Origin of the sequence: Sutterella wadsworthensis (assembly GCF_003315195.1) — a bacterium.
GTDB classification, from domain to species: Bacteria; Pseudomonadota; Gammaproteobacteria; order Burkholderiales; family Burkholderiaceae_F; genus Sutterella; species Sutterella wadsworthensis.
The window spans coordinates 62410-77058 of record NZ_QNRV01000007.1 but is presented as its reverse complement, the minus strand read 5'-3'; the positions used below and the strand labels follow the sequence as shown (position 1 = coordinate 77058).

Here is a 14649-nt window from a genome sequence, read left to right as displayed (position 1 = left end):
GAAGTTTGATTTTAGATGAGTCCCGAGATAAGAACCACGAGAACGAGGATAGGGGAGAACACTCGAAGCATGAGTTTCAGCAGCCACTGCCACTTTTCCGGCGCCGTATTCTTGACGCGGTCCCAGCAGGTGTAGCCCGCCAGATAGAGGATCACCAAGCCGCCAAGGGGCAGCGACAGATTGCTCGTAAAGAAATCAAAGACGTCAAAGAAGGTACGGCCGTTGAACATCTTTACGTCGCTCAGCAGGCCAAACGAGAGGCAGGGCAGAATGCCCACGACGGCGAGAGCAATGGTGGAGAGCACAGCAGCCTTCGGCCGCGACATCTTTTGTTCGTCAACGAGGTAGGAGACGAGAATTTCAATCATCGACACTGACGACGTAATGGCCGCGACTGCAAGGCAGAGATAGAACATCACGGCAAAGAGCTGTCCCATCGGCATTTGCGCGAAGACCGCAGGCATGGTGATGAAGGTGAGGCCCGGACCGGCAGTCGGATCCAGCCCAAAGGCAAAGACCGACGGCATGATCATGAGGCCGCCCATGATGGAGGCGATCACGGAAAGGAAAGCAATCCAGGAGCAGGAGCGGAGCACGTTGGTCTTGTCATCCAAGTAGCTGCCGTACGTCATCATGCAGCCGCAGCCCACGCAGAGCGAGAAGAATGTGAAGCCCATGGCCTGCAGGAGCGCGGAGAAGGTGAAGGCCTGCGGGTCAAACTTGAAAAGGAACTCCACGCCGGCCCATGCCCCGGGAAGCATGAGACCGCGGATGATGATGGCGAGCATCATGAAGAAAAGGAGCGGCATCAGGATCTTGCTCACGCGCTCAATGCCCTTTGTGACGTCAAAGGCAACAATCAGACCGTTGAGGAGTAAAAAGAGCCACTGAAAGCCGAGTGCCAACACAGGGTTGGCAGTGAATTCGCCAAAGTGAGCTCCGAGCTGCGACTGGTCGGTGATCAGGCCCTGTCCCACCAGTGCTTCGCAGAAGTACGACAAAGTCCAGCCGCCGATGGCGGAATAGAAGGAGAGCACCAGAAAACCGGTCAGAACACCCAGATACCCTGCCGGCAGAAAGGCGGGTCCGGCTAAGCGCCGGTAGGTTGTGACGATGCCGCCCTTGCCGAGACGTCCGAGAACGACTTCAGCGATAAGGAGTGCAAGTCCGACGGTGAAGGTGAGCAGAATGAAGGGCAGGACAAAGACGCTGCCGCCGTTCGTGCCTGCCATATAGGGGAACTTCCAAATGGCGCCGAGACCGACGGCGGCGCCCGCAGAAGCGAGAACGAAGCCGATTCGGCTCGTCCAGGTGATGCGTTCTTGAGCCATGATGTTCTTTGGATGGTTATTTGAATTGCATAGACAGAATCAAGGCGTTCCGAGGCGGAGCCGGCCTGATGATGGTCTCATGCGTGTAGGCAATATTAGGCGACTTTATGCTCAGGGAACCTGAACCCATTGGCGCTTTAGTCTTAGAGAAAGAGTTGTCGGGACAATGGTTGAGAAACTTTCTCTGCTTGAAAGGATTGCCGGCAGTCCGTCATAAGGGGCCGTGAGCGGCTGAACTTCTTCACGCTTCAAGCCCCTGCCAGCACGATGCCAGCACCATGAGAGGCGCAAGCCAGCGCAGACCGAAGCCAATGGCTGAAAGCGTGCCTTTGGTCACGACGCCGTTTTCCGGCGAACAGGTGCTCAGTTCCTTCATGGCCTTGGGCCAAGCCTTCCATCCGACCACAAAAGCAACGGCCAGTCCATTGATAGTCATCAGGAAGTTTGTGCAGACGTAGTCGAGAAAGTCAAAGATGCTGCGCCCGAAAATGAGGCAGTCGCTCCAGGGGCCAAAGGAAAGCGCCGAAACGGAGCCCAAAATAAAGAGCGCAGCAAAGCAGAGAAAAACGGCGGCTCGACGAGAGAACCGGCATTCGTTTTGCAAAAAGGCGACGGCCACTTCAAGCAGGGAGACGGCAGAGGTAAGCGCAGCCACAAAGAGGCAGAAGTAAAAGATCACCGCTACGACGCTGCCGCCCGAGAGCTGCGCAAAAATCATGGGCAGCGTGATGAAGACGAGGCCGGGCCCGGCATCGGGCTCAAGGCCGTAAGCAAAGACAGCGGGCATGATGACAAGCCCTGCCAGAATGGCTGCCTGAAGAGCAAGAATCGCTACCCACATGGCAGCGGCAGGCAGCCGCGTGCTTTTATTGACATAAGCGCCGTAGGTGACGAGAACGCCGGCGCCCAGAGACAGCGAAAAGAACGTGAAGCCCATGGCGTTCAAGATGGCCTGCGGCGTTACGGTCGACCAGGAAAACTGAAAGAGATATGCGAGTCCTGCCTCCGATCCGGGCAGCAGGAGTGAATAGGCGGCGAGTCCAATCATCAAGAGGAAGAAGATCGGCATCAGGTAGGTGGACAGCCGCTCGATGCCGCGGTGAACACCAAAGACAGCGGTCAAGCAAACGGCAGCCAAAAAGGCAAAAAGCCAGGCAATATTGCGCCCGCCCGAGCTCACGAGCTCACCGAACCGCATTTTGAGCACTTCAGGGTCCGAGGATGCAGCCTCTCCCATCAAGGCTTCCGCGAGATAGGCCGCACACCATCCGCCCACCACGGCGTAATAGGAAAGGATCAGAAACGACGTGAGTACTGCCATGCCGCCGCACCACGCAAAACCTCTGCCGCCGGCACGGCGCATGGCTTCAACCGCGGAACCGCGGCCGGATCGGCCGAGCGCTAGTTCTGCCATGACCAACACGACGCCCGCCGTAAAGGTGAAGAGAATGTAGGGCAGGATGAATGCAGCGCCGCCGTTGGCACCTGCCCAATATGGGAATTTCCATATGGCTCCGAGGCCAATCGCTGAACCGGCAGCGGCCAGGATAAAGCCGAGCCTGGAGCTCCATTGGGCAGAAGAGGTTGGGACGGACATGGTGAACGGCAAAAGCAGTGCGTACAGATAAACGAGGTCGGCAATTGTAACTAGACCATGCAGAAGCGTTGTTGCTTCAGCCCTTGTCTATTGAAGTTTCATTTGCAAACGATAAGCGTCACAGGACTTCGATAGGATGAATATAAAGAGATGCGCTTGAGTCACTTATTTCGCACTCTGCTTTACCACCCAGTTTGAAAGGCCATCAATCATGCAGAAACAATGGATGAAGGTTTCGTGTGCAGCTGCGGCTGCTTTGGCGCTGGCTGCGCCGCTTTCGGGTTATGCCATGCCGCGAGTGGCTGACGCAGGACTCGTTATGACGGTCACGGGCGAAGCCAATCGACTGCTGGCCAATGATCAAGCGGTGATCACCTTTACGGCGGAAGCTCAGCGCCCGCAGGCACAGGACGCCAGTGACGAAATCATTAAGGCGGGCAACGCCGCGATTGCCGCGCTCAATGCCATCAATGCGCCTGCCGGGCAAGTCGAGGTTCAGACCGCGGACTTTTCAACTTGGCCGGTGAGAACTCGGGCCAAAGAAGGAGAAACCTCTGAAATCGCAGCCTGGGGTGCACGGCAGACGCTGCGCGTCACTGTTCGCGACCTGAAGCTTGCGTCGGCGGTGATGAGCGCTGCGGGCAAGAGCATGAATTATGACGGCGTCACTTTCTCCGTCTCTCGTGCGGTTCGGGAAGCCGCGCAGGATGAGCTCCTTGCCGAAGCGGTGAAGCGTGCGACGGAGCGTGCTGTGACAGCAGCTCAGGCACTTGGGCTCGAAGAGAAAAACGTACGTATTGAGGGTATTCAGGTTTCCGGCGCAGCCGGTCCTTCTCCGCGCTACTATGCGCAGCCCATGATGATGCGTGCTGCGGCGGCCAATGATTCCGCTGAAGCGGTGGTGAGCGCAGGTTCTGCAGACACCGCTCTGACCGTCAGCCTTACCGTGCGTATCACGCCTTAATGCTTAGCGCTGGAGCAATTGGGAGATGGCAAAGTTCACTGCACAGGCCGGTATTGATCCGCTTTTGCGCGTTGACCTCGATCCCGGCGACGAAGTCGCCGCGGAGCGCGGATCAATGGTGATGATGGATGCAGGATTGATCCTGAAAGGCAAGACCCGCGGAGGCTTTTTCAAGTCGCTCGCGCGCAAATTCCTCAACGACGAAACATTTTTTCAGCAGTGGATTGCCGCCGAGGATCAGGCCGGCACCGCTTATTTAGCGCCAAGCCTGCCGGGCGGCGTCAAGGTCCTGGATGTCAAGGATGACGGCGTGATGATTGCCGACGGCTGCTTTCTCGCGGCAACGGCCGGCATTGACATTTCAGCCAAGGCTCAGGGGCTGGGACGGGCGATTTTGTCCGACAGCGGCGGCTTCTTTATTATGAAGGCCGAAGGTGCCGGCACGCTGGCAGTCTCGGGTTTCGGCTCTTTGGAAGAAGTGGAGGTGACGCCCGACCGTCCGCTTTTGATCGACAACGGGCATCTGGTCGCTTGGGACGCATCGCTAGACTATGAAATCACGCTTCAGACGGGAAGAAGCGGTCTTGCCGGCCGATTGATTGGCAGTCAGCTTACCGGAGAAGGTTTTGTACTTAAGTTCTCCGGCAGCGGCCGAGTTATTCTCAGCTCACGCAGCCAAGGCAGCTTCATTGACTGGATCTTCTCGCGCCGGCCGATTGATCGAGAAAAGGAAAAGACGGAATAAATTCAAGCTAAGTGACAAAACTCGGTATGATCCGCCGCCCGCACTCTCATTTTGGCTGCGGGCGTTTTTTCGATTGAACGCTAATTGAATAATTCCCGGGTCGAGACGACGTTGCGCTTGACCTTTTAAAATAGTGAATTACTAAACTTATCCATCAGGAGCTCATCCTTGTCCAACCGCATTTATCCCCATCCGATCATTGCCCGTGAAGGCTGGCCTATTCTCGCGGGAGCTCTGATCGCCGTCATCGTGAGCTGGATGCTTGACCTCGGAATCATCACGTTCCTTTTCTTCGTGTTCCTGGTGTTTGCTTTCCAGTTTTTCCGGGATCCGGCTCGCGAAGCGCCTGAAGATCCTCGGGCCGTCGTGAGTCCTGTGGACGGACGTGTCTGCAAAGTTGAAAAGTGCACGAATCCGGAAACGGGTGAAGATGCTGTGAAGGTTTCCATCTTCATGAACGTCTTCAACGTGCACAGCCAGAAGTCTCCGGTTGCGGGTGTGGTCGAGAAAGTGACCTATACGCCCGGTCTTTTCGTGAATGCTGACCTCGACAAAGCCAGCACAGAAAACGAGCGCAACGCCGTGACGGTGCGTATGGCTGACGGCCGCCGCATCACGTTTATTCAGGTGGCGGGCTTGGTGGCTCGCCGCATTATCTGCTATGCGACGATCGGCCAGGAACTAGCCCGCGGCGAGCGCTATGGCTTTATTCGTTTTGGTTCCCGCGTTGACGTGTATCTGCCGGCTGACGCCGAAATTGTTGCTCAGATCGGCGACAAGATGACGGGGGTTTCCTCCACGATCGCGCGTCTTTGATGTGCTTGGGGCTTGGTGTCTGTCGGCACACCCGTTTTCATTTATGCAAAATCCCCGCCAGTGATGACTGAGCGGGGATTTTTGCTGGATACGGCGAATGCTCCTTTCAGGGGTTTAAGAGCATCATTTGGCCGTTGCTTCGTGATCTTTGATGTTGAATTCGGCTTTCGGACTCTTTAAATCGGCCGGAACCTCCAGACCAAATTCTGCGCCGGAATTGAGCGCTGCCGCAGCTACTTCGTAGGACTTCTGTACCGGCGCTGTCAGGTTGATTTCTTCGCCTGAAGGCGTGCGAGCGGCACGCGGTCGGCTCGAGCGCTTTTCTGCGTTGTTTTCAGCCTGCGGCGTCAAGAGCATCGCAGTGGCTTCTTCCTGCCGCAGCGCAGTCTTGGTCGACGAGATGATGGAGCCGCGGTGCTCGGCGAGCCAGCCGTCAAGAAGCAGAGAATCTTCAACGACAGCCGTGATCACCCAACTGCCGGTCTTGCCGGGTGCATCTTCAATCTTTTGCGTCTGATTAAAGGGCGATTCGGAGAGGATGCGCACAAATTCAGGGTCATCAGACGTAATGGAAAGGCGCATCGCTTTGCCGCGGGCATCGTTGAGGCGGATTTTGGCCGAATAGTCTTCCAGGTCGAAATTTTCCGGACGTTCAAAAGCATCCTGCATCAGTTCGGCCGCATCCAGGCGATTAAGCGCTATGTGCTGAAAGTCGCCGGCATCGGTTTGGTAGACGAGGTAGGTGCGCACGCCCTTTTGGATAATGGCGAGCGGGCGCACGATAACTTCGGTATTGCGGCTGCGCGCCGAACGGCAGCGCAGCAAAACTTTGTGATCAATGAAGAGCGCGTCAGCAATGGCAGATAAAACGCCGGGACGAATGACCGGCGGCTGGAAGGACTGAGCGTCTTCGAGCACCTTGACTTTACGCAGCCATGTGCCTTCCGTTTCATCATCGTACTTAATGACACGGCGGGCTGAACGCAGAAGAGGCCGAATCGGGGTGATGGCTTGCGGCGGCAGATGGCTCTGAAGCCGCTCCTCAGCAATGCGAAGCAGCAGCATTTGCTCCACGCCGAGCTGGGGCAGATGAAACCCTGCGCTCTGCGGATCCCAGCAAAAGCCGTACGGTTTCCCTGAAGTCTCTACATGAATGGGGAAAACATCGCTGTGATCTCTGATCGTCTTCAGGTAGCGCTGAAGTGTGCGGCGGTGTATCTCAACACCGCGGTCTTCAAGTTCCTGATGTATTTCGGCGACAGTGGTCCATCTGTCCTGAGGGATCAGGCTCAGAATGCGGATCATTGTGACCACATCTTCAAACATTGTGGAGGAAGCGGTGTCTTCGTTCATTTGGTGACTTCGGGCGTTCGGTGATTTGTAAGAAGTTCCGTCCTCTCTGTCTTTGGTGGCTCAGATAAGCCGGAGCGACAGCGCTGGAGCATCGCTCATGGTTTACACCGTGCTGCAGGGGAAAGTCAAGCTACAGCACGGAAAGAGGCGCGGAGTTGTGAAAAATCACTGCTTTTGCGCAGTGCTGCTGCAGGTTGGACAGGATTCGTTTTCTGCTTCAGCGTCAAGGGCTGCCTGCTGGGCGGCAAGGTCAGCCTGAATCGGATTCGGACGACCGCGCCACCAACACCAGAATTCATAAACGAAACCGGAAAGTGCGTAAAGACAGAAAAGAATGAAGATCGACAGCGACGTGTTGCTGGAAATAATGATGAAAAGCACTGCGCAGACAATGATCACCCAGAAAGGAATCGTGCGGACGACGGCATAGCTCTTCCCAGAGAAGAACGGCGCATTGCTCACCATGGTCAGACCAGCGTAAAGCGTTACAACTGCAGCGATGGTGCCCTGCTGCGGCAAAAGCCAATCGGGCAGACGGTTTTCAACCGCGAGCCACACAAAGCCGCAGACCAAGGCAGCGGCTGCAGGGGAAGGGAGTCCCTGGAAATAGTTCTTGCTCACCACGCCCACATTGCAGTTGAAGCGGGCCAGGCGCAAAAGTGCGCAGAGCGCATAAACGAAGGAGACTGCCCAGCCGATTTTGCCCATTTCCACGAGTGCGAATTCATAGACGATGAGCGCAGGAGCGATGCCGAAACTCACGGCATCGGCGAGACTGTCCATCTGAACGCCGAATTCGCTCTGCGTATGCGTAAGACGAGCGACACGGCCGTCCATGCCGTCAAAGAGCATTGAAAAGAAGACCGCAATGGCGGCTTCTGAAAAATGCCCGTTCATGGCTTGGATAATGCCGTAATAAGCCGCAAAGAGCGCTGCGGCAGTAAAGGCGTTGGGGAGCACATAGATGCTCTTGGACTTCACCGCCTGCAGGCGGCGTTGACTAATCGAGGCGAGGCTTTCGCGGCGCGGCATTTGCGGCGATGTCATCTTTTTGAATGAATGTCCGTTTCAGGGGAAAAACGCTGGTCCGAGTAAACGTTTATGCCCGGCAGAGCGTCTAAATTGAAGCATCCTGCATTGTAGCGGCCGCAGAGCATTGTGCTCATTCGGATTTGTCGCAGTAGTTTGCCGCCGATGCGTGATAGTGCGAAAGACTGAGGTTTCAGCCGCTTTTTGCGGTGAACGGCTGATCCCCGAAATGTGCTCCAGGCCGACTGCGGGAATCGGCTCGCGGAGCGCCGCCGCGCAAGTGCTGAGCCGGTCTAAAATGATGTTCCTCAACTTTCAGCCGTCCTATTCGAAGGATCGCATCCTTATGCCATTTCTCTTCGCTCCGCCGCCTCAAGCCGTCATCCCTGTGCAGGATGAACGTTATGAATTTTTCCCTGTCAACCGCGTCTACGGCGCCGCGAAGAACTATGCGGCCGATGAAAAGCAGCGCGCAGCGGCTGCGGGCTTTGTACCGCCTCTTTTTATGAAGTCGTCCGATTCCATTCACCCCGTTGCTGACGGGGAAGTCTATCGCTGGCCCATGCCGGCTCGCACCGCCAGGATGGTGCCGGAGCTCGAATTGGTGGCGTGCCTCCATAAGGGCGGACGCAATCTTTCCGTTGAAGAAGCTCAAGAGTGCATTTGGGGATGGTGCGTAGGGTTTGACTTCACGCGCCGCCTTGCGCCTGAAGATCTTCCGGCGGGCGGTCCCTGGGACTTAATGAAGACGCTCGACGGAGGCGCCCCTGTTTCACATGTGCGCCCAGCCTATCGCACGCCGATGCCGGCGCCGGCCGAGATTTACCTTTATCAGAACAATCAGAAAAAGCAGTCGGCCAGCACGGCTTTCATGATTGTCCCGCCCGCGGAGCTCATTGCGCTCATTTCCCGCTATTGGGAAGTTCGTCCGGGCGACGTTATCTTCACCGGCGCTCCGGTCAATGTGCCTGAAGCACAGGTGGGCGACCGTCTGGAGGGCGGTGTGAACGGAGTGGGCACACTTAAGGTGGAGATTGCTGCCGCGCTTTGATATTTGCCGGCGGCGGATGACCAAGTCCAGCCAGCGGCTCGAAGACTGCGGCTTAGGCGCTTCAGATGGGATGCGCCAATCAAAAGAGGCGGGATGGATCCATTCCGCCTCTGAAGTTTCTCAAGAAGAGCTCGGGGCAGTTAATTGTCGTGGGTGCCTTCCGCCTGAAGTTCGGCATGGTTGGCAACACCCGCAGTCCTGAGAGTGTGTTCGGGGGTATCGTCGGTCGAGGATTCCGTGTGCTTCTGGAAGACGCGAAGCGAACCGAGCACGCCGCCCATCAAGATAACGAAGCCAATCGTCATCGACAGCGTCGGCATTTCGCCGCGCCACATCAGGGCATAAATGACCGCGAAGACGGATTCGAACACGATCAGCTGTCCGCCCAAGGCTGCAGGCAGAATCTGGCTCATCTTGTTCCAGCAGATCATGGCGACCCAAGAGCAGAGCAGACCGATGCCGAGCGCTACGGCCAGAAACTTCATCGGCGCAGCGCCCATCAGCGTGATGCCGGTATCCATCAAGCCCGCCGGCCAGGCGAGGATGCCGAAGAGACAGGCGGCAAAAGGCAGCACCGTCACGCCCTGAAGCGCCGTCCACGCTGCGGCATTGTGCTTGGGGTGATTGAGCAGCCATTCGGCATTCATGATGGAGAACCACGTCCAGGAGACAACGGCAGCCAAGCCGAAGCCCACTCCAATCCAGTACTGCATGCCGCCCTCAGCAGAGGCGGCAGCAGCGCGCTCAAACTCGGTCAGATTTGCAACGATCAGACCAAAGAAAATCACAGCGAGCGGCGGAAGAATTTTGCTCCAGGCAACGGCTGACTTGGAACCCGCATAGCGGATGTTGGAGGCGATGGCCACCAGCACGGGAATGACCGCCATAAACATGCCGGCCAGCGGCGCGCCGGCCAGACGAATGCAGATCGTCAGCAGACAGTAAAAGAGCACATTGCCTAAGAGCGGCAGCTTGAAGGACTCCCAAATGTCGGCGCGCGTGAAAGCTTTCAGTTCTCGGCGGAAGACCCAGAGGAAGGGGAGCGAAATAACGCCGAATGCAATAAAGCGGCTCAGTGCCACGAGCACAGGGTTGTACTCGGGGACTGCAAGCGGGGCGATGTAGATGAGCCCCCAGAGGGCACCGGCGGCAACGCCGAGCAGGACGCCTAACAGCATGATTGAGAAACAGCCAGTTTTTCCGAATGCATTCGCCTTTCATTCGAATGCGGATTTTGTGATCAGCGGTCCGCTTTGAAAAGCGGGAAGTCATCGCGGTCCGCTGCCGCAGGGCTGAGCCTTCGCCTCCGGAAGACCTCACGGAGATCTTCGGTGAAGCTGGTCATGAAGCCTCAGCCGCAGCATTCACCGGCTGATTTGCCGGGAGCCGCAGTTCATCGAGTTGGGCAGACGGTCAGACCTGCAGTTAAAGGGGGATGTCAGTCTGCGGCGCCTCCGACTCCTCAAGAGTTGCCCCGTCGTCCGACTCTTTGAACTTGAAATGATGGTATCACTCAGTCCTACGCATAGAATAGTAGGGAATAATGCTTACTTCATGACTAAATGCAAATCTATCCATTGAGCCATACAAATGGAAGACTGCAAATGCAGACTTATATACGTATATATACTAGAAATAATGTTATCAATAAACTAGTAAAAATAGTATTTGCATATCACAGGAGGTAACTCATCTTCAGCCCTATAGGAACAGCGCAAAAACGGTAAATTTATTCAATAGGATGAATCCCGGCGCTTAAAAAAATCAAACGCATGTGGCTCTCAAACCGTTCTTAAGCTCTAGAAATCCGGTAAAGAGTTCAAAGGCTGCCGGAAGACTTTCCTCATCCTGAATGGCAAAGTCAGAACGATGGTGCCCGTTTTGATTGCAGCCAAAAAGGAAATAGCCGGATTTGCCGCCGTGCGCGCGGACTCGATTGATGAGAATCGTGCAGTCGTCGCTGCCGCGGATGTCGTCCCAGAGCTCGACGGCTTCAATGCTTGGGGCTGCGCGCGCAATGCTCACCAGGTCGTCTGTCACGGCCTGATCGGTGATCAGTTCAGAGGCTTCGCCGACTTTTTCAATTCGGGATTTGACGTCGTATGCGAGCGCAGTGCCTGCCGTGATGCGCTTCACGCAGTCAACCATATAGCGATTGACATCTGCAGTAGACCCGCGTGTTTCGATTTGCAGGCGTGCATGAACAGGAACTACATTGCGGCCTTCGCCTGCTGTGAGGCGTCCCACAGCGATGCGGGTATCGCCTTCGCCGGATCGAGGGATGCCGACGAGCATCATGGCGGCGGAGCAGGCTGCCATGAGTGCGCTGCGGCCTTTTTCAGGATTAGCGCCGGCATGGGCCGGCACGCCTTCAAAATAAATATCAAGTTTGGTCGTCGCCAGATAGCCGTGCGTGCAGACGGCAACCTGATGCAGCGGGACGCTTGAGCCGATGTGCGTACAGACAATGAAGTCCACATCATCGAGAATGCCGCTCTCGGCCATGGGCTGAGCACCGCGGGTTCCTTCTTCGGCCGGTTGAAAAACCAGTTTGATCTTGCCGCAGAGTTGGTCTGCGTGGTCCTTAATCCACTGTGCGACGCCAAGCCCGACCGCAAGATGACCGTCATGACCGCAGGCATGCATGAGGTTGGGGCGTTGCGAGGCATAACCGCCGGCATTGGCTTCGTGAGCCGGATCGGATGTTTCGCCGACCTGCACGCAGTCAATGTCGAAGCGAAAAGCGGTGACGGGGCCAGGCCGCCCAGAGTCCCAAATGCCAACGGCGCCGGTAAAGCCGTCGAGTTCGCTGAGCAGCTCTTCACTGACGCCTTGCCTTTTGGCTCGGGCAATCGCCTCGGCGACGAGAAGAGGATCGCGTCCCATGACGAAGTCTGGATGGATGACGGCACGTCCGCAGCGGACTTCGAATTGAAGGCTGCGCAGATGATTGACAATCAGTGCTGTCGTCTCAAATTCGGTCCAGCCTTCTTCGGGGCGTCGGTGAACACGGCGGCGAAGCGCTGACATTTGGTCTCGGTAGACGGATACGCAATGCATGATGGACCTCTGCAATGAGTTTCGCGGCGCGGTGCTGCGGTGAAGATCTTCTGGCTTTAATTCATGCCGGACGATTGTGCTAATTCTGTTGGTCGTTTGGCGGAAGGACTGGCTCTAAGGGCTTATCGGCTTCGGGCGCTGCGGGTGATTCACCGATCGCTTGGCGAGCGCGCTTCTGGACGGCCTCAAGGTATTGGGCATCGCGGTCTTCAAGCTCTGAGGCGAGCAAAGACACTGCCGCAGCATAGAAGTAGCTTCGGTTGTAGCGCAAAATGGCTGCAAAGGAACCCGTGCCGAGGTAGTAGTCGACGCCGCGTTCGTTGTTGCTTTTGATCCAAGGCAGATCAACGAGAAGCGCCGGTTCATCGTCTTTGAGCGGAATGGCTTCGAGCGGCTTTACGCCCGCCTTATAGAGCGCGCCGGCGGTGGTATGCGTTTTAATGCCGCCTGAGCCCGTGGCTTTGAATATGGCGTCAGTAGCGGATACCCGATAGAGCGGCCGTTCACCGCGTACCCAGCCGTGCACCGCCAGGTAATTGGCTACTGAAGCGATGCCGTCGGCAGGGGAATTCACCACGTCGATGTGACCGTCGCCGTCACCATCCTTGCCGTAAGCGCGAAGCGACGCCGGCATGAACTGACCGAGCCCCATGGCGCCGGCGAAAGAACCGGTGACGGAGACCGGAGAAATCTGCTGCTTCCAGCAGAAATCGAGGAAATCGGTAAGTTCCGAGCGGTAGTACTTGGCTCGCCGCGTGTAGTCAAAGGAGAGCGTCATCAAGGCGTCGAGCACGCGGAAGCGCCCCATATTGCGGCCATAGATCGATTCCACTCCGATGATGGCGGCTACGGCATAACGGCTGACGCCGGACTCCTCTTCAATGCGCGCAAAGACTTCTTGGTGGTCGCGCAGAAAGGCGGTGCCGCGCTCAATGCGTTCGGCATTGACGATATTGCGTTCGTAAAGCAGAAAGTTCTTTTCCGCCGTCGTCTTCTTGTCTGCATTGGGACGCGGCGTCGTGTAGCGCTCGGACAAAGGCGAATAGCGAGCGAGCGCCACTTCATTCATCAGCCATTCGAGCGGAATGCCTTGTTTATTCGAAATGTCCTTGAGGTATTCCTGCACATCAGTGCGTTCCACATAGTCGCTTGCTGCGGGACTGCCCTTTACGGACTCGGCTGCGGATTTTGTCGGCATGCGCGGCGCGGGCGCTTTTGGCGCTTCAGCGGGCTTAGAAGACGTCGATGCTGCCGGCGCGGCTGCAGGGATAGAGGCCGGTGTTTCCTTCGGCGCGGCAGCGGCAGCCGCAGGCGCTGCTCCTGTGTCTGTCGTCTCAGGAGTGGGTGGAGCTGACTTCACCGTGGTGCAGGCCGACAGCGCGCACAAGGTGGTGAAGAGGAGCATGAGGCGCGAGGCGTAAGGCAGCGGGCGCAGAATATTAGACATCAGCGGAACTTCAAAGAAGACGGAATACTTCGGCGCATTGTAGCGGGGCAGCGTGAAGCGGCTGTTATACGTTTCTGGCGAAAATGTTTCGGAGCTTATGCAGATTTGAAGTCTTTTGCGGTGTTTCAAGAGCGGCGGCGCTCATGTGCTAGCCTTTCGGCACTACCAACTCTTTGCAGAGCGAAACTGCATCCGCGCAGCTCCACCCGAAGCGATGATGCAGATTCCTCAGCTCCATAAACGCATGCCAGATACGCTCCCAAAAGACTGGAGACTCCTGCCGACAGGTTATTTCACGCATCAGCTCGTCGGGCTGCCCAATCCCCTTGATGATGCGCCTGAGTCACCGGATCGTATTGAAGCGATTGAGGCCCGACTGATGCTTGCAGGCTTGGAAGGGCGCGTGCGGCGTGTTGAATGCGGTCCGGCTCCGCGCGAAGCGGTGCTGCTCGCGCACGATTCCCAATACGTTGACGATCTTGAACACGCTTCGCTGGGCGACCCCGAGGCGCTTAAGCGCTTTACCGAACCCGATACCCGGGTGGGTGAGGATACCTTCAGCTGTGCGATGGCTTCAGCGGGCGCCGTGGCGCGTGCGGTGGATGCTATCTACGGAAGGTCAGTTAAAAATGCCTTCTGCGCCGTTCGGCCGCCCGGACACCACGCGTCCCGCAGCCGCGCGAGCGGTTTTTGCTACCTCAACAATGCGGCTATCGGCGCGCTCTGGGCGCAAAAGCGCTGGCGAGCCGAGCGCGTGATGGTGCTTGATTTCGACGCACATCACGGCGACGGCACGGAAGAAATACTGGCGGACCGCCCTGGGGTTCGGTTTTTGTCGCTTTTCCAATGGCCGCTTTTTCCGCACAGACGCATGGAGCCGACGCCGAGCAATGCCGTCCTTTCACCGCTCCCGGCCGGTGCCGGCGGAGAGGATATCCGCAATGTGGTGGAGAACGTTTGGCTGCCCGAAATCGATAAGTTTCAGCCGGATCTGATGATTCTCTCGGCCGGATTTGACGCGCATTGTGAAGAGCGGATTGCACAGCTTAAGGCTGGTGAAATGGACTATGCCTGCGTGACGCGTCTGCTCGTTGAAGCTTCGTTCGCTTATTGTGAAGGGCGTCTGGTCAGCGTGCTCGAGGGCGGCTATGAGCTCCGTTCACTCGCGCGAAGCGTCTTTACACATCTGCAGGGACTGATCCGCAATCCGCTCCCGGCGGAAACTTGCAAAGACCCCAATTGAAGATGACTCCAAC

12 protein-coding genes are annotated in these 14649 nt (G+C 56.9%); 5 read left to right on the top strand and 7 right to left on the bottom strand.

Going from position 1 to position 14649, the window contains the following annotated elements; all coding sequences use genetic code 11:
* Positions 1-11: 11 nt before the first annotated feature.
* On the bottom strand, positions 12-1331 hold the full coding sequence (locus tag DES29_RS05045; protein WP_016474844.1) for a sodium-dependent transporter: 1320 nt from the start codon (positions 1329-1331) through the stop codon (positions 12-14).
* Between the two features lie 241 nt (positions 1332-1572).
* Positions 1573-2928, bottom strand: a complete 1356-nt coding sequence (locus DES29_RS05040; RefSeq protein WP_113854535.1) for a sodium-dependent transporter — start codon at positions 2926-2928, stop codon at positions 1573-1575.
* A gap of 211 nt (positions 2929-3139) precedes the next feature.
* On the opposite strand from DES29_RS05040, the gene DES29_RS05035 reads away from it, so the two are divergent.
* The 3 genes from DES29_RS05035 to DES29_RS05025 all read left to right on the top strand — a co-directional run bounded on the left by DES29_RS05035 (position 3140) and on the right by DES29_RS05025 (position 5453).
* The gene (locus tag DES29_RS05035) at positions 3140-3892 is read left to right on the top strand and encodes an SIMPL domain-containing protein (protein WP_016474842.1); all 753 of its coding nucleotides are present in this window, start codon (positions 3140-3142) and stop codon (positions 3890-3892) included.
* A 25-nt stretch (positions 3893-3917) separates the two neighbouring features.
* Complete coding sequence (locus tag DES29_RS05030; RefSeq protein WP_016474841.1) at positions 3918-4637, top strand: TIGR00266 family protein; 720 nt, start codon at positions 3918-3920, stop codon at positions 4635-4637.
* Between the two features lie 168 nt (positions 4638-4805).
* Positions 4806-5453, top strand: a complete 648-nt coding sequence (locus DES29_RS05025; RefSeq protein ID WP_005431945.1) for a phosphatidylserine decarboxylase — start codon at positions 4806-4808, stop codon at positions 5451-5453.
* A 123-nt stretch (positions 5454-5576) separates the two neighbouring features.
* On the opposite strand, the gene DES29_RS05020 is transcribed toward DES29_RS05025, so the two are convergent.
* Together DES29_RS05020 and pssA are read right to left on the bottom strand one after the other, a co-directional pair.
* Complete coding sequence (locus DES29_RS05020) at positions 5577-6806, bottom strand: helix-turn-helix transcriptional regulator (protein WP_113854534.1); 1230 nt, start codon at positions 6804-6806, stop codon at positions 5577-5579.
* A gap of 165 nt (positions 6807-6971) precedes the next feature.
* Positions 6972-7838, bottom strand: a complete 867-nt coding sequence (pssA, locus tag DES29_RS05015) for a CDP-diacylglycerol--serine O-phosphatidyltransferase (protein ID WP_016474839.1) — start codon at positions 7836-7838, stop codon at positions 6972-6974.
* Positions 7839-8181: 343 nt separating this feature from the next.
* Here pssA and DES29_RS05010 point away from each other — a divergent pair, with 343 nt between their 5' ends.
* Positions 8182-8886: a fumarylacetoacetate hydrolase family protein gene (locus tag DES29_RS05010; protein ID WP_016474838.1), complete on the top strand. Its 705-nt coding sequence runs from the start codon at positions 8182-8184 to the stop codon at positions 8884-8886.
* Positions 8887-9026: 140 nt separating this feature from the next.
* On the opposite strand, the gene DES29_RS05005 is transcribed toward DES29_RS05010, so the two are convergent.
* From DES29_RS05005 to DES29_RS04995, 3 genes are all read right to left on the bottom strand, one after another.
* Complete coding sequence (locus DES29_RS05005) at positions 9027-10064, bottom strand: DMT family transporter (RefSeq protein WP_016474837.1); 1038 nt, start codon at positions 10062-10064, stop codon at positions 9027-9029.
* 586 nt (positions 10065-10650) lie between these two features.
* Complete coding sequence (locus DES29_RS05000) at positions 10651-11946, bottom strand: amidohydrolase (protein ID WP_016474836.1); 1296 nt, start codon at positions 11944-11946, stop codon at positions 10651-10653.
* A 79-nt stretch (positions 11947-12025) separates the two neighbouring features.
* Positions 12026-13393 (bottom strand): lytic murein transglycosylase, encoded by a 1368-nt coding sequence (locus tag DES29_RS04995; protein WP_236578890.1) that lies wholly within the window; start codon positions 13391-13393, stop codon positions 12026-12028.
* A 214-nt stretch (positions 13394-13607) separates the two neighbouring features.
* Between DES29_RS04995 and DES29_RS04990 the strand changes: the two genes are divergently transcribed.
* A complete protein-coding gene (locus tag DES29_RS04990) occupies positions 13608-14636 on the top strand; it encodes a histone deacetylase family protein (RefSeq protein ID WP_016474834.1) in 1029 nt (342 codons plus the stop codon).
* Positions 14637-14649 lie beyond the last annotated feature (13 nt).